At 40.5% G+C, this 21,753-nt stretch carries 12 protein-coding genes; 8 read left to right on the top strand and 4 right to left on the bottom strand.

Annotated features, from left to right (window positions below; genetic code table 11):
* Positions 1-76 precede the first annotated feature (76 nt).
* A complete protein-coding gene (locus ABJD64_RS13635) occupies positions 77-466 on the bottom strand; it encodes a hypothetical protein (protein WP_348179446.1) in 390 nt (129 codons plus the stop codon).
* Between the two features lie 180 nt (positions 467-646).
* Here ABJD64_RS13635 and ABJD64_RS13630 point away from each other — a divergent pair, with 180 nt between their 5' ends.
* Positions 647-1,219: a uracil-DNA glycosylase family protein gene (locus ABJD64_RS13630; RefSeq protein WP_348179445.1), complete on the top strand. Its 573-nt coding sequence runs from the start codon at positions 647-649 to the stop codon at positions 1,217-1,219.
* A gap of 39 nt (positions 1,220-1,258) precedes the next feature.
* Here ABJD64_RS13630 and ABJD64_RS13625 read toward each other — a convergent pair whose 3' ends face one another.
* The gene (locus ABJD64_RS13625; protein WP_348195145.1) at positions 1,259-10,255 is read right to left on the bottom strand and encodes a T9SS type A sorting domain-containing protein; all 8,997 of its coding nucleotides are present in this window, start codon (positions 10,253-10,255) and stop codon (positions 1,259-1,261) included.
* Positions 10,256-11,390: 1,135 nt separating this feature from the next.
* On the opposite strand from ABJD64_RS13625, the gene ABJD64_RS13620 reads away from it, so the two are divergent.
* The gene (locus ABJD64_RS13620; protein WP_348179443.1) at positions 11,391-12,626 is read left to right on the top strand and encodes a pyridoxal-dependent decarboxylase; all 1,236 of its coding nucleotides are present in this window, start codon (positions 11,391-11,393) and stop codon (positions 12,624-12,626) included.
* A complete protein-coding gene (locus ABJD64_RS13615) occupies positions 12,619-13,020 on the top strand; it encodes a DUF423 domain-containing protein (protein ID WP_348179442.1) in 402 nt (133 codons plus the stop codon). The genes ABJD64_RS13620 and ABJD64_RS13615 overlap by 8 nt, the downstream gene beginning before the upstream one ends.
* Before the next feature lie 39 nt (positions 13,021-13,059).
* Here the strand turns inward: ABJD64_RS13615 and gyrB are convergent, their stop codons facing one another.
* Complete coding sequence (gene gyrB / locus ABJD64_RS13610) at positions 13,060-15,030, bottom strand: DNA topoisomerase (ATP-hydrolyzing) subunit B (protein ID WP_348179441.1); 1,971 nt, start codon at positions 15,028-15,030, stop codon at positions 13,060-13,062.
* A 239-nt stretch (positions 15,031-15,269) separates the two neighbouring features.
* Here gyrB and murB point away from each other — a divergent pair, with 239 nt between their 5' ends.
* The 5 genes from murB to ABJD64_RS13585 all read left to right on the top strand — a co-directional run bounded on the left by murB (position 15,270) and on the right by ABJD64_RS13585 (position 20,658).
* Positions 15,270-16,289 (top strand): UDP-N-acetylmuramate dehydrogenase, encoded by a 1,020-nt coding sequence (gene murB, locus ABJD64_RS13605; RefSeq protein ID WP_348179440.1) that lies wholly within the window; start codon positions 15,270-15,272, stop codon positions 16,287-16,289.
* 62 nt (positions 16,290-16,351) lie between these two features.
* Positions 16,352-16,912, top strand: a complete 561-nt coding sequence (locus ABJD64_RS13600; protein ID WP_348179439.1) for a TetR/AcrR family transcriptional regulator — start codon at positions 16,352-16,354, stop codon at positions 16,910-16,912.
* Between the two features lie 19 nt (positions 16,913-16,931).
* Positions 16,932-18,050, top strand: a complete 1,119-nt coding sequence (locus ABJD64_RS13595) for an MBL fold metallo-hydrolase (protein WP_348196143.1) — start codon at positions 16,932-16,934, stop codon at positions 18,048-18,050.
* A gap of 137 nt (positions 18,051-18,187) precedes the next feature.
* A complete protein-coding gene (locus tag ABJD64_RS13590; RefSeq protein WP_348179437.1) occupies positions 18,188-20,158 on the top strand; it encodes a tetratricopeptide repeat-containing sensor histidine kinase in 1,971 nt (656 codons plus the stop codon).
* Between the two features lie 230 nt (positions 20,159-20,388).
* On the top strand, positions 20,389-20,658 hold the full coding sequence (locus ABJD64_RS13585) for a hypothetical protein (protein WP_348179436.1): 270 nt from the start codon (positions 20,389-20,391) through the stop codon (positions 20,656-20,658).
* A gap of 60 nt (positions 20,659-20,718) precedes the next feature.
* On the opposite strand, the gene ABJD64_RS13580 is transcribed toward ABJD64_RS13585, so the two are convergent.
* Positions 20,719-21,753 carry a VWA domain-containing protein gene (locus tag ABJD64_RS13580; protein WP_348179435.1) on the bottom strand — a complete coding sequence of 345 codons (1,035 nt, stop codon included), beginning with the start codon at positions 21,751-21,753 and terminating at the stop codon, positions 20,719-20,721.

Genomic DNA, 21,753 nt, shown 5'->3' with positions numbered 1-21,753 from the left:
ATGGTATTTGAGTTTAGTGTAGTTCGTATGTTCAGTTTTCCGGGCGCGTGGCTGTGCCCGGTTTTTTTTGTTCTTGTCAATTGTCAACCGGTGGGGCAATCAAGGCAAAGGTGGGATCGTCTAAGTCATACTTTACGATAACTTCTTTCTCGAATTTGGAGTCTATGATGTCTCTAATGAACGATGCATATTTTCCAGATCCCTCAAAGTTGTCTTTACCATAATGTACGACGCTGTCGACTATATATTCGAATTCGACAGTATAAGAATCGACAATTACGTCAGTTCCGTCAGCATTTTCCTGGATGTTGTCATTTTCCTCAATTGTCCTTACTACACCAAAAGTAGAGCCTTCCAATTGGGACAATCTGTCTTGTCGGGTTCGCTCCGTATATTTTAGTACAACTAAAACCAGAACCAGAGATGCGATGACAGACAGTACGATTATTACAGATTTATTGGTCATAGCTGAGTTGATTTTATTCCTACATCTAATCATGTAAAGAAAGCTTTGCCATTGACAATTGCTGACCTATCAGTACATGAATCTAACCGAAATTTAATTTAAAATTTTTTGAATAACCATGCAGATTGCCTCTATTTTAGTAGGCCAAAACTATTTTCATTTAATGCCTGTTATCAGCGTATGCAACCATTACTTAACGATATAAGGAATTGTACGATTTGCGCCAAGCATTTGGCTTTAGGGCCACGACCAGTACTGGCTGCACATGCTTCAAGCAAAATTGTGATCATAGGCCAGGCCCCTGGGGCTGTCGTACATGATACAGGAGTTCCCTGGGACGATAAGAGCGGTGAGAATCTTAGGAGCTGGTTGCAAGTAGATAATGAGACTTTTTATGACCCTAAACGAATTGCTTTAGTTCCCATGGGGTTTTGTTATCCTGGAAAAGGCAAATCAGGGGATTTACCTCCCAGGTCAGAATGTGCGCCTGAGTGGCATGGACAGGTTTTGGGCCACCTAAAAGAAGTAAAACTTACGATACTTATCGGTCAATATGCTCAGCAATATTATTTAGCTGAAAGGGCAAGAAAAACCTTGACGGAAACTGTAAGACATTTTGAAGAATATCTTCCGGATTTTTTCGTGCTACCGCACCCGTCTCCTAGAAATAACATCTGGCGTGCCAGAAATCCATGGTTTGATGCAGAAGTAATTCCTTCGCTTAGAGAGCAAATGATAAAGGTGATCAAGTAACAAAAGCAGGCACTAGTCAGCGGTGTGCCTGCTTTTTATTTACTTGATAATTAATCTTTGAATTTGTCGGTTGTTCGCCTGACTTATGGAGATTAGATAGATGCCGCTTTCCAGTACCCTGTTTATATTTATTTTTTGGTCGGATGAGCCCAGGAATGTTTGGATCTGTTGTGCATGCACCAAATTTCCTGATAGATCGTGAATAGCTAGTTGAATCATTGAATTTGGATCACCACTTAATAACCTAATATTTATGTTATTTGAATTGGTAGGGTTTGGAAATACGGAAACTTCAATACCTTCTCTAAATTGATTGTTATCTATAGCTATAGGTTGATATATGGTCTGCATACCGTCGAAATCTACCTGGACCAAGCGATAGTAGGATACCCCTAGGTAGGGTTTCTTATCCAAATGACTGTAGTTAGTGAATGCATTAGTAGTTCCATGACCATCAATTTTTGCAATTACTTCAAATGTATTACCGTCAACAGATCTTTCGAGTTCAAAATAATCATTGCTTAATTCTGAGGCGGTAGACCAAGTAAGTAAAACATCTTTCTCCTCTATTTTCCCTTCAAAACTTGTAAGGTCAACTGGCAATGCTGAATTATTTATTCCCCCAAATGAGAAAATTGAATTGGAAAAATCTATAACAACCTGTGATGTTAAAGACCCGTTGGAGCTGGTTCCTGAAGGCGAACCACCCATATTAACCCAAGTGCTACTACTATTTTGCGCTATCCTAGCATCATTTATGTCTACGACACCCATTCCCGAAACTACGCCAAGTTCCAACGTAGCCTGACTAGGTAAACTGCTAGGAGAGATAGTCCAATAATTGCCGCTTATTTCAACCATGACTCCGAATCCAGAGTTGGTTGTAGGATCTATAGGGTCTCCGATGTCTGGGTTGCTTCCTGTGTATTCGGCAGTCCAATTTCTTCCACCATTCACCACACTTTCTAACCTGGAATATGCAAAGCGACTAGCGTCTCCGATAGGAAATGTAAAATTGGCACTTGCTGAAAGGTCATTTTTGGTGACCGGTCCTTGAATATAACTACCGGAGCTACCACCTGAAATCGTTCCCGTTGAAGTTATTGTTAGTGAATTACTTGCATCTGTAATAATGTGGCCAGAGGTTAGTGTCAATGTTCCATCAATCTCTACGTCATTCCCTCCATCTATTATGGTCACATTGCCAGAAGGTTTGTTGATGATTAAATTATTGAAGGAAGAGCCCCCTGTGAAAATTCCTGATACGGTCTGTGTTCCTATACCGTCTGCTGTAAAGGTGGTAGTGGTTGCACCGACAGATAAAGTACCAGCCGAATACGTAAGATCACCTCCAAAATTCAGATTAGCAGAGTTTGCCCCTGAAATGGTTCCAGTTCCATTTAATATCAAATCACCATCCAAGTCAATTGTGCCATTAGTACCCAAAGCCAATGTACCCCCATTGACGGTCAAACTGCCAAGGATAGTCAGGTTGTTGTTTAACAGATTCAGCGAACCTGCAGATACAGTAACATTTCCGTTGACCGTAACATTTGAATTATTGCCCAAATTATAAGTTCCATTAGTCAGTGTCATATCACCCAATACGGTCACGTTGACATTAAAGTCATTATTGAGCGTAGTTCCATCCTGAAGTTCAAGGTTGTTGCAGATGGTGATATCTGTATTTGGAAAAGATTTGGTTCCAGTACCCTTAATGAGCAAGTTTCTCAAATTAGCAATCTCATTTGGCAGCGTGTAGTTGTCATTGTCGTTAAATGCCAGCGTTCCTCCAGTTGAGCAATTGAAAAAGTCATCATAAATGCCAGCCGGTAAATTACCGTTGCCCTGAACTTCTAATGTTCCAGTACCTGTCACTCTTCCTAATCTTTGATTGGCCGTTGGGGCAACGATCAAGGTTCCATCAATGATTGTTCTATACGCTAGCAAATTATCAACATCCATGGTAATTTCATCACCAGAAACTATATGTACAACTGCTCCTTTTGGTGCTGTTGCGTCCCATGAGGCATCATTTGACCAATTACCGGAAGGACTAACTGTTGAGGTGACCGTCTGTACCTGATCTGGAATGGCTCCGTCAATACCTGCAGTGTAATCTCCTCCGATTTCAGTATCATTAGCAGCACTGTTGATATCAAAAGATAGTGTATTGCTACCATCTCGTGCCTGATAGCTGAATCCCGTTTCCAACTTATTCCAATTGTCTGAATTATCCGGTAGAAGTCTTGCTATTTCATAATCATCAAGTGTAAATGGTGATGTCACGTAGGCATCTGAACCTTCATAGGTATAGGTGATATTGCCCAAGAAATCAGTCATTCCGTTTGAGGTGACTTCCCAGTAGTACTGCAGCGCATTGTCCTGATCGACAAATTCAGGTATATCTACATCCTCTTGTACATTTGGATGCGGTTCATCTGCAGCTCGAACGGCTATAGTTGCCGCTGTTTGAGAGTTTTGAGTTAAGGTTACTAGAACAGGAGTATACTTATCGCCAGAGCCTATTGGATAAGTAAATGGACTGGCACTGGTCCCATTAAAAGTCTTAATCACACCTGCATCGGTAAAACTTCTTCTGGTCTGCACCATTTTGGACGAAGAAAACCCGCCTCCGCTTACATCGAGGAATACAGCATTTTCGCCCATGTTTAGTTGAAAACCTTGAATATCCAGAGATCCTGCATTCAAGCCAATCTGCTCGGTCACCGTAATACTGGCATTGGTCATTACACCTGCTGAATTATTGATCTCAATTCTACTGAAAGTACCAGCGCCGGTAATGCTCTGGACGCTCGAACCAGCTAGTATGATTCCCTTATTGGTTTTGGTGACATTGGAATTGGTATGTGTTGCGGTATTATTGACAGTATTGGTAACTGTAATATTGTTATTGTTGTCATCGAAGGTCCCGGAAGTTATATTGAAATCATTACTTACATTAATGGCGGTACCTGATGTCAATTGCACTGTATTGGATCCAGATTTAGTCAGGTCATAGAATGTGGTACCATTTCCAGTAATAATCTGAGTATCAGATCCGTTAAAAGTTGTTACGTTGCCATTTGCAATGAAAGTACCATTGTTAGTAAGGTCTCCAGAAATGTTAAGTGCCAGGCCAGATGCATCAAAAGTTGAATTAGTTTCTATTGTTAAGTCATTGCTAATATTAAGCACTTCATTGAGCAGTGTAAGCGTCGGGTAATTCCCTGGTCCAGCCGAGTTATCTACTATGATATCCTGTAAGCTAATTGTACTTTGAACCGTTAAGGCATTGGAGCCTGAAACCGTAGAGGCATCTCCAAACTGAATCGTGGTACCTACGCCCACGTTTGAAGAAGCGGGAGCCAATAGGAGTGATGGAGTTGAAACTCCCGCCAAGTGATTGGAAAGTGTAATGGTACCTCCGATGAAACTGAAAAGGCTTCCGGTATTGGACACTTGCAACATTGGCTTATCTGCTTCAGGGCTTCCACCAGTACTAGTTCCGATGACTACTGTACCACCTGATTGAGTATAGGATAATATTCCACCAGAGGTCACGCTTGATTCCCGAATTTGAGAACCTACCAATAGCTGTGCGGTACCGCTAATTTCGATTGTAGCCAATCCGGAACTGGAATATTGTATGTAATTGTTGTTGCCTCCATCCATATCCAATATACCTGAGCCATCCAAAGTAATTTTTCCGTCTAAGGAGATTCCAATATCATCACCCAATACGGTTAGTGTGCCTGCGCTGATTTGTAGTCCGGTGGTACTAGATATATCAAAGTCTGTGTTGTTGGTTGCATTGGTTAAAACAATGTCGTTGGCATCACCAATCGTTGCATCATTGATAATCAACGTGCCATTTTGAAGAGTAATGGGCTGATAGGTCGCAGTTGGTGTAGAAAGGGTAAAGTCATCGTTGAATGTAAAGGTTGAAGTTTGATCAGTACCTTTGTTCAAGACAATTCGGTATAGATCTGGGGTAGATGTAGAAGTTCTACTGTAGTTGTGAGTGCCAGTACCTTGTAATTCCAGGACTGCTCTTGGTCTTGTTGCGCTGGCGTTATAGAGGTCGATAGCATGTCCATTCTCTCCACCGTGTAAAATATTGCCTTTCAGGATTAAAGTGTGCTCAAGGTCAATCGCTGCATCAGCGACTATTAAATCTCTATCTTGGAGGTTCGAATTGGGATCTTGAGTAAAGTCGATGTTACCGTCAATCGTTACGGTAATAGCTGATCCGGAATTAGGAAATTGAAAAAAACCACCAGCCCAAGACCCTATGACCATATCTCCTTTGATTTCTATGTTTTGATTTGGTATAGCAGTACCACCACCCGTAATTTCCAAGTCTCCATTGGTAGTAATCGCTTGATTTATGGTATAAGTTGCCGATTCCATCATTAAATTAGGAATTGGGGTTGGAATGGTGGCTAAGGTAGCCGGCCCATTAAAGTACAGGTAGTAAGAATCTGTACTCGTTCCAAAATCGCCAAAATCACCATTGACTGTAGGGTTATCCGAGGCATCAAATGAAATCATTCCTGTACCTGAAACTACTCCTAATTCGAATGTGCCGGCAATCCAGAATTGCAACCTTGGTATATTTTCTCGTTCAGGAACTGGTGAATTCACATAGTCATGATCGAATTGTACTATGCCTAAGTCATTAATAGCAGCAAAAACATTTACCCTATGTTCATTTCCTACTCCATCTGATTGAATAATTACTACACTCCCTGCTACAGGTACCTCTTGTGTCCCTGCACCGGTTGCATCATTTCTCGACCAGGTAGAAGCCGTATTGAAATTGCCACTTTGTCTGGTATAGTAAACGTCAGGAGTACCGTTAAATCTATTTGTTTGCCCTGCTGAATAATCAGCATTTTCTAGTGTGAATGGTGTGCCATCTCCATCCATGTTAATGTCATGTCCCGAGGGATTGTTTATGCTGGTGTTGTCTTCGCCGGTTCTTGTGAAGGGTGTAGAGGACAGAACTTTTCCACCTCTCCAGGAATTTGGAAAAGATGCAGTGCTACCTGTTCCATCATCGTTCTCACTGCCAGAAAATGTATAGCTCGTCACGTTAGGTAGGGCTGTAAAACCCGAATGCTCGACATGCCAATAGTAGGATAATACAGTACCTCCTGTACCATCTGTGGTAGCAAGTACTTCATCAGCCACACTTATAGCAATATATCCGTCATCGCTTGTTGTTATGTTAGACAAGACGGCCACCACCGGTGTGTACCGAATATCTGCATTGGCATCAGTTCCTATTGGAAAAGTGATGGTTTCAGTGGCATCAGTGGCATCTACGTACATTTCAAGCCCTAAGTCTGAGGCATTGCCTGCAGTGATCACAAATCTATTTGCTGAGATTCCGGAAAATCCAGCAGATGATTCCTGCATCCTTAGCTTGTAGGTATTAATATCTATGAGTTGGTCTGCATTGAAGGTAATCGTACCGGTTACTGCCTGATTGGCTGAAAAGCTCACATCATTGGTGGCATCATTGAGGTTGATATTACCAAAAACACCAGCGCCATTACCGGATATCGTGTAAGTACCTGCTCCTCCACTAAACTCAATTTCTCCTCCGGTCGAACTTTGGTGTGTTCCTGAGTTAGAAATCGTACCCTCAATGAAAATGGTCTGTCCGCCATCATCTACTGTAGCTCCTGATTCTATGGTCAGCATATTGGTTGAAGTAAGGTTGCCGGTGCTCAAGGTCTTTATGCCAACATCGGAAAAGGTTACATTGTAGAAGTCTCCATAGGTACCGGCCAATGTGATCGTTTGGTCCGCTTCGCCATTAAAGCTAGTTGTGTTATTGCCTCCTTGGGTATAAATAGCACCTGATACAATATTGAAGTTTCGGCCCACAGTAAGGTTGTTGCCATTCATGCGGGTATCTGTACCATTGGCCAAAATCAAATCATTGCTAACTGTCAAGTCGCTTTCAAATACGACAAAATCATCATCGTCGTCAGTAATAGTCAAATTGTAAAAGTTGGGTGTAAATGAAATTTCAAAGCCGTCTGTTGTCAGAACTCCGGCATTTGTATCTATTTCAATTGTTCCTCCTGTGACATTGTAATTTCCATCTGGAACATTAATGTTCAGCCCATTGGTGGTGGCGCCGTTGGCAGCATCATTGTAATCCTGAATGAGAATAGTACCTCCTGACATGATGAACACACCGTCCGAAGCAATAAAATCAAAAATACCCGAAGCTCCATTGTTGGTTCTTCCACCGTTTACTATGCCATCAACATTCAAGCTTTCACCATGCACAGTAACGGTACCGCCAGTTTGCTGATAAACTGGATTCGCGTTATTAGATCCGCCAATCCTTCTGAACTGAGAGATATCTAATGTTCCACCTTCAATTAAAAATGTAGATTTACCATTTTCTGAATAATGAAGGCCTAAAGCATTTCTGGTATGAAATGCTCCATCTGTTAGTTGAAACGCCCCAATGACCAGGGCCATTTGGTTATTACCTTCTCCTGTATCCACTCCATCAATATCTCCTGCAGTTAATCCGGAATCTATTGCGGCTATGGCTGCAGCGGACTCTGCAGTATTCCAAACCGTGACATTTGCACCATCTATCCAGAGCCTACCATTATTTGGTACGATCCAACTACCGTTTTCCGTTGCGTGGTTCATACCAGTAGCGATATCAATTTTTCCTTCAGTCAGCGACGGAATGAATATAGATCCTGTCAAGTGAAGCGTACCATTTTTGATATAAATCGTTTTGCCCAGTACCGGGTTGTCGAGATCGTGTTCAGTAGCGACATCGTTTCTACCATAGACTCTAAAGTTTTCGACAGCTGATGAATTGACCGTCAACATGTAAGTTTGCCCTGTACCTTTATCAATCATAAAGTCATAGAAATTTGTAGTGCTATTACAGATAAGAGTATTGTTTGTCTGACCAATAAAACTGACGGTGACGGCATCGCCATTGACTGGAAAACTGTCAAAGTCATAACCTGTCAGGTTTGAGAAATTGACGGTGCCATTGTTGGTGAGGTTTCCTGATAAATTTACCCTATGAAAAGTGGTATGAAAGTTACTGGGAGCAGTGGGAGTGCCAATATTTCCTGTTCCCACTGAAATTTCTCCATTAGCTGATATAGCCAAATTGCCCAGCAGGTCAATGATTAAACGGGTGGTAGCACTGTTGTCGTTGATTTGAAGGTCTCCTTGCGTTATGGTCAAGTCACCATTAACCGTAAAATTCGTTGTGGTTATCAGATGATTGGTAGATGCATCAAAATTTAAAACCAGATTATAGAATGTGGTTAACCCAGATGAAGAGGTTAGATCTACATCGCCTGATCCGTAGTACTCAACCGTACCAGCTCCAGGACCTGCATTTGTAAAGTTGGATGCATCAGTAAAAGTAGGAAGAACGTCACCGCTTAGTTTAATTGTACCAGATCCTTCCAACAGTGTCACCGTACCATGACCAGTACTGCTACCAAAATCTAACGTACCATTCAAAGTAAGTTTAGTTAAAGTGCCTGACAGGTCGCCATTTCCAACTGTCACCGTTTTTCCTGAAAGAACAGTTACCTCATCACTAGCAGCTGTAGGGGAGGTGTCAGGCGTCAATCCATCGGGGTTATTGAAAATTGAGCCGGCAGGATCCAATGTCCACGTATTTGCATCAGACCAATTACCAGAATTGATCACATACCATTTTTTTGCTTCAGATGGACTTCCTAGCGTGAAATAGCCACTAATTAGCTCTGCATTGGTTAGGGTGAATTGAATTCGATTGCCATTAAAAATTGGATTGGTTACCATACTTACTTGGGAAAAATCACCTGATATTCCCGCTCTCCGAAGCAAACTAAAGTCAGTTGCCGTCAGTCCGCTCACAGAAGCGTACAATCCAGATTCAACTATGTCCAGTTCTATGATCGCACCTAATACTCCGGTTTTTTGTATGTACCAAACTCTATTGTACCGTTCGGTATTTGACACCCCTATGAGGTCAGTGGAGGTCGTGCTCAAATTGCTATTATTATGGCCAATAAAGATATGTTCGTTATCACTCATGGCATCAGAACCATTTTCGGATACGTACATCGTTCCGCCAAGGCCAGTTGAAGCATTATGTTCCTCAGTGCTGACCCGGCTTATTCCTATCAGATTGTATCGATAATCGGCTCCAGGAGTTCCGTAATGGTCGTTGATCACCGTGATACCAAACTTTTTAGCAAAGTAGTTTCCTAAAACTCTTAATTGCCCAGCATTGAGTGCTATGTTGTAATAAGCCAGTTCAGCCAAATGACCATTGAAAAAATTAGCATTGCTCACATCACTACCAACTCGTATATTCGTATGTGCTCCAACTGATGCGGCTACTGAGGTTACCTGCGTAGATGCTGTTCCATCAAGGCTTAAGTCAATTGTCTGAGTTCCTCCGTCGTAGACAAAAGCGGCAATGTATTCAGTGTTGATGCTGAGTGCGGCTGAAGAAATCGTATATGAAGCAGAGGAGCTATTTATGCCGACAGTAAGTACTCCTCCCGAGATATAAGCGAAAAGCCCATCTGCTGCCCCACCTTGTTGATAAATATATTGGAGCGTAGAAACATCTGTACCAGTTTGAAATACCAAATAGAATGAACGAGCAGTGAAACCTCCAGTATTGATGTTGGCATCATCTGACATGTTCAGGTACTCCGAGTTTAGAGAGGTGAAAAGAATACCAGGTTCTGAGTTCGAACCAACCCCAGCGGAGCCATCAAAACTTGGATTGGTTGTGGTATTGTTATTTGTAGCATCGTTGCTATTGGCCTGATCGAATATTGTAGTTACATTACTACTTCCATCCTGGGTAATTCCTTTGTCCGAACGAATCCAAAAGATATTGCTAGTTGGTGAACCGATGCCTCCTGGCCCACTTTGTCCGAAGACTGGCTGGTGAAGCAGGCCTATTAAGCCTGACGCGAGTACCAGTCTCATTGCTTTTATTATCAAATAAAGTTCCTTTTTCAAGATAGAATGAATTGCAACGTTCAAGTTTCAAAACTAGGGAGAGAATAACCTAGTTAAGTTTTTTTTCGGTGAGCTAACAGAATTTCCCGATGAACGGATGTTAGACCGAAGGTCAAGTTAAATTTCAATTACAAAGTAACTTTGCTCAATGTTCTGAAACATCCGTATAGTGCTCTAATTGTAAAAAGAGGAGATATTCCTAAAGCAATAGGAATATCTCCTAGGTGGCTTCTGTGTACAGATATTTTTGCAGGTTGAGTCAGTGGAACTAGTGAATTTAATAGAAGAGACAAACTGAATTCAGCATAGTTCCACAATGTGGTATTCGGAGGTGTAAGCTCTCTACTGTAAGATTGAAATTGATGTCTAAAGAATTTCGCTTACATTACCCACGAGGAAATAAAAGGTGTGTAAGTCAATATAAGCATATTGCTTTCATCATTACAGCAAAAAAAAACGAGGAAAACCAAAACCTCGTTTTTTTTATTATGAGAAAAATTACTGATTGAATTTCGTTTAATCCAATCGAGTAATGGATGTCGACTTTTCTCAAATGTTAGCAATAGAAAAATCGACAAATTGGATGTTAAATGTTGACTTCTTAATCTGTAAGACTGCGACACTCATAAGCTCGCCTTGTTCTTTGTCGGATACACCATCTGCGTATCAACAAATCGAGAATTTAACCTTTAACACACCAAAAACATTTGTTATAATTAATCCCCCTATCCCTTTTTGATGCACCCCTATGCTGTTTATTGTGCTTTTTTTTATAAAAATGAAATTCACCAATTAAATACTTTGACTTTGCGAAATGGCGAAATTTTATTATTGAAATTTGCCAACCTACCTTCTGAATCGGCATTAAATACCGTAAAAAAAATGTGTCATGTTTACGACATTTTGAAGTTAATATTCGAAACAAAATTATATTTCGAGAAACACTCAAAAGACAATATTTATAGGTTGATTGAGGATAAGTAAATAGTATTCTGGCTGATGTAGCTAGAATAATATTCCATGATTAGGGCTGAGTTTAGATCAATTTTCTATTCAATGGTATTAATTGATAATAGTATTTGGATAAAGTGTCTTGAGATTAAATTTGTCCTTAAGGATTATAAATTATTTAGATATGCATTGGGAAAAGTATAGCAGGCAAAAAATCAGAGATGTGGTATTTGATGCCATTGGTAAAAATTTGAATTATAGAGATTCTCCCCCGATTGGATTACCGGCATCCTACCTTGACCCCAGAGTATTCTATTCAGATGCGCCATTTCTAGCAGATGCACCCTATATGAATACAATGGTGGCCAACCCAAATCATATTGGTTGCCATACACTTGGCGATTCAGAACCAGTCTTTAGCGGTACTCAAGCGTTGGAGAGAGAGCTTATCGAAATTTGCGCGACACAAATTTTCCAGGCAGAGTCTAATACTATTGATGGCTATGTCGCTTCAGGTGGTACGGAGGCAAATATTCAGGCATTTTGGGTCATGCGAAATTACTTTATGCAAGTTCATGCAGCGAATCAAAACGAAATTGCAATGATTTACTCCACAGACGCACATTATTCTATGCCCAAAGGTGTCAACCTGTTAGGTATTAAATCTATCGTCGCAAAAGTGAATGAAGAGACTCGTCTAATCGAGCTGGAGGACTTGAAGGAGAGTTTGCTCAATGCCGTCTCTACAGGGGTAGAACATTTCATATTGGTGATGAACATGTCAACCACTATGTTTGGATCTGTGGATGACATGGCTTCCGCTGTTGAGTTGTTGGAGTCGCTTGATTTGAGTTTTAAAATACACGTTGATGGTGCTTATGGTGGATTTATTTATCCATTTTCATCTGATGATCCTTTATATTCATTTAGAAACCCACATGTTCACTCGATTTCACTGGATGCGCACAAGATGTTGCAGTCGCCATATGGAACCGGAATAGCTTTAATTAGAAAAGGATTCATATCATACGCCATGACTAAGGAGGCCAACTATGTTAAGGGTAAGGACTATACACTGATTGGAAGTCGTTCAGGGGCTAATGCCGTCGCAATTTGGATGATTCTTAGAGCCTATGGATCGGAGGGCTGGCGATCTAAAATAGAAGAACTTCTTGATCGTACTGATTGGCTGTGTATTCAATTGAAGAAAAGAGGTATATCTTTTTATAGACATGCTAATATGAATATTATTACAATCAGGCCTGATGGCATATCTTCCTCTCTGGCGGAAAAATACTTTTTGGTACCGGATGACCATGAATCACCAAGTTGGTGGAAAATTGTGGTTATGGACCATGTTACAGAAGGGGTACTCGATAGGTTTTTAATGGATTTAGACAAAGGACAGACAAATGGATAAAAAAGCACTCGTCGTCGGTAGCATTTTTGGTCTGTTGACAGTAATTATAGGGGCTTTTGGTGCCCACGCTCTAAAAGAACTACTATTAGCCAACGACCGCTTGGAAGTATTTGAAACAGCCGTTAGGTATCAATATTATCACGCTGTTGCGTTACTTGTTATTGGTATTTTGGCCGAGAAAATACAAGGGCCTTGGATCAGAAGAGCTACCTATTTGTTAAGTGTAGGCGTAATCATATTTAGCGGTTCCTTGTACACGTTGAGTATCACTAATATTGGCTTATTTGGAGCGATAACACCTATTGGTGGACTGCTTATGGTTTTAGGCTGGGTGTGTCTGATCGTGGGGATAGTAAATACGAAAAAAAATCATAAAAAAGGGCCTCCAACGTAGGAAGCCCTTATTCTTTTCAAAAGTCTGTTTGATTTAAGATCAGACGTCGACTTTGGCGTATTTTGCATTTTTCTCAATGAATTCTCGTCTTGGAGCCACTTCGTCACCCATAAGTACAGAGAATAAATGATCTGCCTCGGCAGCTGATTCAATAGTCACTTGCTTCAAACTTCTATGCTCAGGATTCATTGTTGTCGTCCAAAGCTGTTCAGGATTCATCTCACCAAGACCCTTATATCTTTGTAGACCTACAGATTCTTCTTTGCCATCTCCCGCCAATTCTCTTGTCACTCTTTCCCTGTCGTCTTCAGACCATGCATAGCGTTCTTGCTTTCCTTTTTTTAGCAAATAAAGAGGAGGAAGTGCGATGTACAAGTATCCATTGTCAATAAGGTCTTTCATATATCTAAAGAAGAAAGTCAAAATTAACGTACGTATGTGACTGCCGTCAATATCGGCATCCGTCATGATTATGATCTTATGGTATCTCAATTTCTCCATGTCTAAAGCCTTTGGGTCTTCTTCGGTACCGAATTTCACGCCCAGTGCAGTAATCATGTTTTTGATCTCCTCGTTTTCGTAAATGCGATGTTCCTGAGCCTTTTCTACGTTGAGAATCTTACCTCTTAGCGGAAGAATAGCCTGGAATTTCCTGTCTCTACCCTGTTTTGCAGACCCCCCGGCAGAATCTCCCTCTACCAGGTATAGCTCGCATTCAGTAGCGTCTCTTGAAGAACAGTCAGCCAGTTTACCTGGCAAACCAGTTCCCGACATCACATTCTTACGCTGAACCATCTCGCGAGCTTTTCGCGCAGCTTGTCTGGCCTGAGCAGCCAAAATCACTTTTTGTACTATAGCTCTGGCTTCCTTAGGGTTTTCCTCAAGGTAGTTGTTTAGAATTTCACTCACGCTGGTGTCTACTGCACCCATAGCGTCAGAATTACCAAGTTTTGTTTTGGTCTGGCCTTCAAACTGCGGCTCCTGTACTTTTATAGATATAATGGCTGTTAGGCCTTCTCTAAAGTCATCTCCTACTATTTCTACCTTCGCTTTATCTAATAACCCGGACTTGTCCGCATAAGATTTCAACGTACGAGTAAGTGCTCTTCTAAAACCAGCCACATGAGTACCACCTTCAATGGTATTGATATTATTCACATAAGACACCACATTCTCGGTGTAAGATGTGTTATAAGTCAGGGCAACTTGTACAGGTATATCTCCCTTTTCTCCTTCCATGTAGACAGGATCCGGAATCAATTTTTCTCTAGACCCATCCAGGTAATTCACAAATTCAATCAATCCACCTTCCGAAAAGAAATCTTCTCCGATGTAATTGCCGTCATCATCTTTTTCCCTTTTGTCGGTCAGCTTGATTTTGATACCCGCATTCAAAAAAGAGAGTTCTCTTAATCTTGATGCTACGGTTTCGTACTTGTATTCGCTAACGGTGAAAATTTCAGTGTCCGGTAGGAAATGAACGAAAGTTCCGGTAATGTCTGTTTTTCCTGTCTCTTTGACCGAATATTTAGGAATACCTTGTGAATATTCTTGTTTGAAAATTTTACCGCCTCTGTGTACTGTAACTTCCAGCATGGAAGACAAAGCATTCACACAAGAGACGCCTACACCGTGAAGACCTCCGGAAACTTTATACGTATCCTTATCGAATTTACCCCCGGCGTGAAGTACGGTCATTACCACTTCTAAAGCGGATCGCTTTTCTTTCTCGTGCATATCAGTGGGTATCCCTCTACCGTTATCGGACACTGATATGGAATTATCCTCATTGATGGTAACAGTTATCGTATCACAATGCCCGGCCAAGGCTTCATCGATAGAGTTGTCAACTACTTCCCAGACCATGTGGTGCAGCCCCTTAAAGCCAACATCACCAATATACATGGCGGGTCGTTTTCTTACAGCTTCAAGTCCTTCAAGGACTGTAATATTACTGGCTGAATAGTCGCCTTTTTGTGCTCCGCTCGGTTTATTCTTTTCTTCGCTCATTTCACGTTTTTTGTGTTCTCTTATCAGGTATTGTGCCCATTGAAATGACCACTTTGAAGTGGCCGAAACGAAATCCTAAAAGTGGACTCAATTTGCCCGAATAAAATCTGCCAAAAATACGAAAATCTAGCTCCCCAAACGGTCGAATTTTTAACATTTTTATGATAATGCCTGAGATAATTTTTTTGGTTGGGTAAATTGCGGGAACGAAAAGTAAAATCTAGAAATTCAGAAGCTATATGCGCCAACTCTCAAAGCACGTATCACTAAAAAAATTCAACACTTTTGGGATAGATACGGTAGCTGAAAATTTTATTGAAATATCTGATAATCAGGATATTAAAGAGGCGATGGGTTGGGCGGCTGAAAAAGGATACACTCCAATTATTCTTGGCGGAGGTTCCAATGTTTTGTTTACTAAAGATTCATATCCGCTGATCGTAGTGAACCATCTATTGGGTATTAAGAAAATTAAGGAAAATGAGGATTATGTTTGGGTAGAATCCGGTGCAGGAGAGATATGGCATGATCTGGTACTATTTTGTCTTAAAGAAGGGTTGGGAGGGATTGAAAATTTGTCATTGATTCCCGGAACTGTAGGTGCTGCTCCCATGCAAAATATTGGCGCGTATGGAGTAGAGATAAAAGAAGTTTTTGAATCCTTGCAGGCGGTTGATCTAAGTACTTTCGAGGTGAAGAGTTTCAATAATAAGGAATGTCAGTTTGGATATCGTGAAAGTATCTTTAAAAAGGAGCTGAAGGGGAAGTTTTTTATTACATCTCTAGTATTGAAATTGTCTAAAATTCGCAAAGTCAACATAAGTTACGGGGCTATTCAGAAGGTACTTAAGGATAAGGGTATTTTAGAGCCTACAATCAATCAGGTTAGTGATGCAGTTGTTCATATCCGCCAGTCCAAACTACCCAATCCGGATGAGATTGGGAATGCCGGTAGTTTCTTTAAAAACCCGGTGATTTCGAAGAGTCGTTTTGAGGAACTAAGACAGATCCATAGTGAGATACCGAGCTTCCCACAAGAAGATGGGCAGGTGAAGGTTCCGGCAGGTTGGCTCATTGAACAGTGCGGATGGAAAGGATACTGTGAAGGTTCTATTGGTGTACACAAAAAGCAGGCATTGGTATTAGTCAATTATGGAGGCGGGAAAGGAGCCGAAATTGAAGCCCTGGCTAGTAAAATAAAGGATTCGGTATACGACAAGTTTCAAATAAATATAACCGCCGAGGTCAATATTCTTTAGTATTCACAATTTTTACAACCTATTTTTCAACTATTCGTTAATTGACTGAGTAATCACTCAGTATGACAAAAAAAGAAAAAATCATGCAATCAGCCATTAGGCTGTTCTGCTCTTTGGGCTTTCAAAATACATCTACCACCAAAATAACCAAAGACGCTGGTGTAGGAACAGGTACCTTGTTTTTGTACTTCAAATCCAAGGATGAATTGGTGAATCAACTCTACTTAGAGATTAAGAAGGAGATGCAGGTGTATCATCAGATTTTCAGTCGGCCTAGTCTTTCTTTTAAAGAACAACTCAACGCTTTTTGGGTAGATGTTGTGCAATGGGGCCTTGATAATCCTGACAAATTCAAATTTATGATGCAGTTTAAAAACTCACCTTATATTTCAAAATTCACAATGGATGAAGTAACTGAGGATCACCAATTTGTACAAAATGTCATGATGCAGGCCATGGCGGAGGGAGAGATCATCAACCAACCTTTTGATTTTCTAATGACTTTATTCACGAGTCAGTTTTCCTCAATCATTCAATATCTCACGATAGAAAAAAGAACCAATCAAGAGCACTTGATACAGGTCTCGTTTGATGTTCTTTGGAATGGTATAAAAAAGAATTAACATGTTAAAAATTTTAAAAATGACCTTATTATCTATCATAATAGCCATAGTGGCTGTCATAATTCTTGTTATTGCCTTTTTCAAAACAGCTCCACAAATAGGAGCCAAACCAGAAGGTGCTGACCTAAAAGGCCTTCAATTATCTGATAACTATAAGGAGGACAAATTTGTCAATCAATTTGATATTGAGGATGATTTCCCACTATCGAAATCAATTAGTATTATGTACAAGTTTATCATGAAAAAAGGGGCATTGGAACCGGATAAGCAAGTACTCACTACAAGGTTTGACAAACAATCCTGGGTACAACGAAATGAAGAAGAAATTCTTCTTGCCTGGTTTGGCCATTCTTCCGCACTGATAAAGATGGATGGAAAGACCATTCTAGCCGATCCAGTTTTTGGTGAGCGAGCATCGATGTTTTCATTTATGGGTCCAAAGAAATTTGATTACTCCAATTATATGGATGTCGATCAACTTCCGGAGGTGGACCTGGTGATTATTTCACATGATCATTATGACCATTTGGATTATCCCACGATCCTTGCCCTCAAAGACCATGTAAGTCTGTTTTATGTACCTCTGGGAGTAGCTAGCCATTTAGAGAAATGGGGCATCCCGGCCGAACATATTAAAACGTTTGATTGGTGGGAGTCTCAGAACCTGAGTGAGGACCTAAAGTTAACATTTGCACCAACACAGCACTTCTCAGGTCGCGGATTGAATGACAAGTTTTCTACGCTTTGGGGCTCATGGGTAATAGAAGGGTCTGTCCAAAAGATGTATTTCAGTGGTGATTCTGGTTACTTTCCAGGCTTTAAGGAGATAGGTGAAAAATTTGGACCTTTTGATTTTGCCTTGGTAGAGTGTGGTGCTTACAATGCTGAAGACTGGGGAGATATTCATATGCTCCCCGAAAAATCTGTGCAAGCAGCACTTGATGTAAAAGCGAAAATAGCAATGCCCATTCACTGGGGAAAATTTGATTTGGCACTACATCCCTGGAAGGAGCCTGTTCAGCGTTTCCTAAAAGCGGCCAAAATCAATGGTTTGCAGACGCATACTCCGGTGGTAGGAGACATCTTGTCCATTCCAGCAGAAACAGGAAATTCTAACTGGTGGGAAGCTTACCAATAAAGCTTGACTACATGGATAGGAATAAGGACCATGTGGGTTTGTAACAGTTGATACTTATTTGATAAGTATCCTTATCTCATGACCCGACTTTGCTGATTTTTGAGTAATTTTTAACCAATGAAGCATTTTGACCGGTTATGAGAGCAAGCCTACTATTGCTATGTACTTTTTTGTATTCCAGCTTGTACCTGACATTGGAAGCCGCCAAGTCATCAGCAGATGACAACTTAAGTAAAGTAAGAGCTGATTCTTGTGCGGAAGTTCTGGACTACGACTGTGCAATTGAATATTACAGTCAGGCCTTATTGTTCGAGCGAGGCGATAGTACGCTTATAGACTATTTATCCATTCATAATCTGATTGGAGATATTTACTATAAGCAGGGATATTTCCCTAAAGCAAATCAAAGTTACGAGTCTGTAATTAAATGGGCTGAGGAGTACGGAATCATTAAAGAAAAAGCTAAAGCGTTGATGGGACAGTCTCATATCCAGTGGAGATACGGGGACAATGTGGTATCGATTAGCAACATACTTGAGAGTATCGATTTATTTAAATCAATACAAGATACAGTTCATATCGTAAGTGCATCAAATATTTTGGCCGGTATATACTTAAGTACGGGTGAGATTGCCAAGGCCAACGCCATCTATGAAGAGACACTGGCAATAGCAATAGCTGGAAAAGATTCTATTGGTATGGCTAGCTCGTTCGAGTATAAAGGAGTGATTAAGTTTTTTGAAAATGACTTTAAGCGGGCCATCGAGTACTACAAAAAATCTTTAACTATCAACACCAGAATTGGCAATGAGGTGGACGCTGGTATTACTTACGGAAATATCGGAGAAGCTTTTCTCAGACTTGATGACTTCCAAAGTGCACTTGAATACTTTTCAATAGCAGAGGATATTCTAACCAGGCACAATTTTAATTCGGGTTTAATTTTTGTGAACTATAGCGCAGGAGAATGTCTCATGAAATTGAATCAATTTGGTAAAGCGCATGATAGATTCAAAAAAAGTCTTGAACTCATCTTAATTACAGGTGAAAGCCGAGAGCAACCTACGGTTTTGGGACTCATTGCTGAATGCTATGCTAATGAAGGGAAATTTGATGAGGCATACCTTGTACAAAAGCAGTATGCCGCAGCCAAAGATTCGCTTAATGCGACTAACCAGAATGATCAACTGATGCAGATCATGAGTAAATATGAATTTGAAAAAAAAGAACAAGAAAATCTCTTTCTTCTGAAAGAAAACGAGATAAAGGAGAAGGAACTCAATGCTAAGCAGTCGATCATATTTCTGCAATATGTGATTGGAGGAATCATGCTGGTTTTTCTGATGGTCGTACTTTACCTCTTTATTAAGTTGTATAGAAATAAGGTACTGCTGGATCGATCAAATCAGGCCAAAAACAAGCTGTTTGGTTTTATCGCACACGATATCAAATCTCCCTTGGGGAATTTGCAAATGCTTATTCACCTCCTGGAAGATGACTTTGAAGACGATAAAGAAAAACAATCCCAATTACTTTACGAAGTGAGTAAATGTGCATATGCGGTTGTTCAACTTACAGATGATTTGATTGCCTGGTCCATGGCCCAACAAGAAGGATTAGGACTGCATCCCGAAAATGTTGTGCTTGGCGAAATTGCCAAGGACAGTTTGGACCTATTTCAGTCTCAGACCAGCTATAAAAAATTAACTGTTGCCAATAAGATTAAGCCTTATATTGAAGCGTATGTGGATCGGAAGGCTTTGTTATCAATGATTAGAAATGTGTTGTCTAATGCCGTGAAGTTTTCCTCAAATGGAGGGATAATTACTTTGAATGCCTCAGAATTATCAAACAAGAAATCTGGAAGGGACATGGTTGAATTGAAGTTTAAAGACGACGGTGTAGGCATGACAAAAGAAAAGGTGAGGTTATTGGTTACCACTAATGAATTTGCAACTACAAGAGGTACGGCGAACGAGAAGGGAACTGGGTTGGGTTTGAATTTGGTCAAGGAATTCGTAGAAAAATCAAACGGCTATATAAAGATCAAAAGTAAGCCAGGAGAGGGCACGAAGTTCTCTATATTTCTGCCAGCTGCTAAACCCTAGTCTGATTTAATCCTGCAAGACATTACTCGCAAATGTTGATTTCGACATTATTCATGCCGAGCGTAAATCAATTGTCTATTTTTATATATAATACAAAAGTTGCTAGGGTAGATGTGGTGAATAGGTATTGAATGAGACTATAAATAAATAGGTAATACAGGCAACACAAGCTGCATGCATGCAACTTTGGCATCGTTTTTGGCAAGTGCCAGGTACACCAATCCCAAGATATGAAAAAGTACCTATTACCATTATTGTTGTTTGCCTGCAGTGAAGACAAAATAGTTGATAAATATGGTTGCCTCTACACTTTTGTTGATGAGGACAATGCTAATACATACGAAGTTGTAGGCTGTTATTATTCAGAAGAAGTTGATTCATCCATATTCGACAAAGATGTGATTTATGCCTGGACCGATGGAAATGTGATTACAAGGCAGGACAAAAACGGCAACGAGCTATTTTCGATCACTTGCGATTGTGATTCTGATAAACGGTAACTTTCAGTTAATCGTCTATCAATCATTTATTTGTTAAAGTGAAAAAAAATGTGCTCTGACTCAATCTTGCAAGACATTGCTCACAAAGGTTGATTTCAACATCATCCAAAGCAGGAAGAAAACAATCGCCCATTTCAGATAGATCGGATAGAAGTCAGTAGTGTCTCTAAAACGATTTTCTTTGATCTCTGCCTTCTCATATTTGTCGATTAGACTGAATACACTCTCCAGCGCTTTATTGTCTGATACACGATAGAACTGACCCTGGCCAATTTCTGCTATTTTACGCAGTGTGGTTTCATCCAGCGTATTTTCGACATATCGGGTTCGTCCGAAAAAGTCTTTCCCAAATGGTACTTTCCCTTCTTTTCCTATCGCTATGGTGTAGATTTTGATGTTATAGGCATTGGCTAATTCGGCTGCGGTCACCGGGTCAATATTTCCGGCAGTATTATCACCGTCACTGAGCAAGATCAATACCTTAGACTTCGAATCTGACTCACGCATCCTGTTAGTGGCCACTGCTAGCGAGCTGCCAATAGCCGTTCCTCCTTTTTGGATGAGGTCGAAAGAAATACCATCGATATACTCGCCTAACAGATCATAATCAGACGTCAATGGTGATCGTGAATAAGCCTCTCCTGAAAAAACCACTAAACCAATTCTATCTTGAAATCTGCCCGAAATAAACTTGCGAGCTACATCTTTAGCTGCCTCCAGCCTGTTGGGCTTGAAATCCTCGATTTGCATAGATTCAGAAATATCTATGACTAGCATAATGTCAATACCCTCAGTCCATTGTTCTACTTTTTCGTTGGTTTTTTGAGGGCGTGCAAGTGACACTATAACAAGCGAAACAAATACCAAAAATATAACATTCGGAATGTGTCTAAGTAAGGAGGAAGCACTCCATTTGATGTCTTTCCTGATAAGAGCGATGGCCAGGTTTTTCTTCTTGCTGAGGCTCCATGCCCACCAGATCAACAAGAATAACGGAATCAGAAAAAAGGCATAAAAGAAGATGGGGTTTTCCCATTGGAAATTATCAAAGGTGACTGGTTTAAACCAATCTAATGAATACCAAGAATTCTTCAT

The organism is Reichenbachiella sp. (assembly GCF_039944555.1).
Lineage (GTDB): Bacteria > Bacteroidota > Bacteroidia > Cytophagales > Cyclobacteriaceae > Reichenbachiella.
Note: the sequence above shows the minus strand (reverse complement) of the source record. Positions and strands in the feature narration are given on the sequence as shown.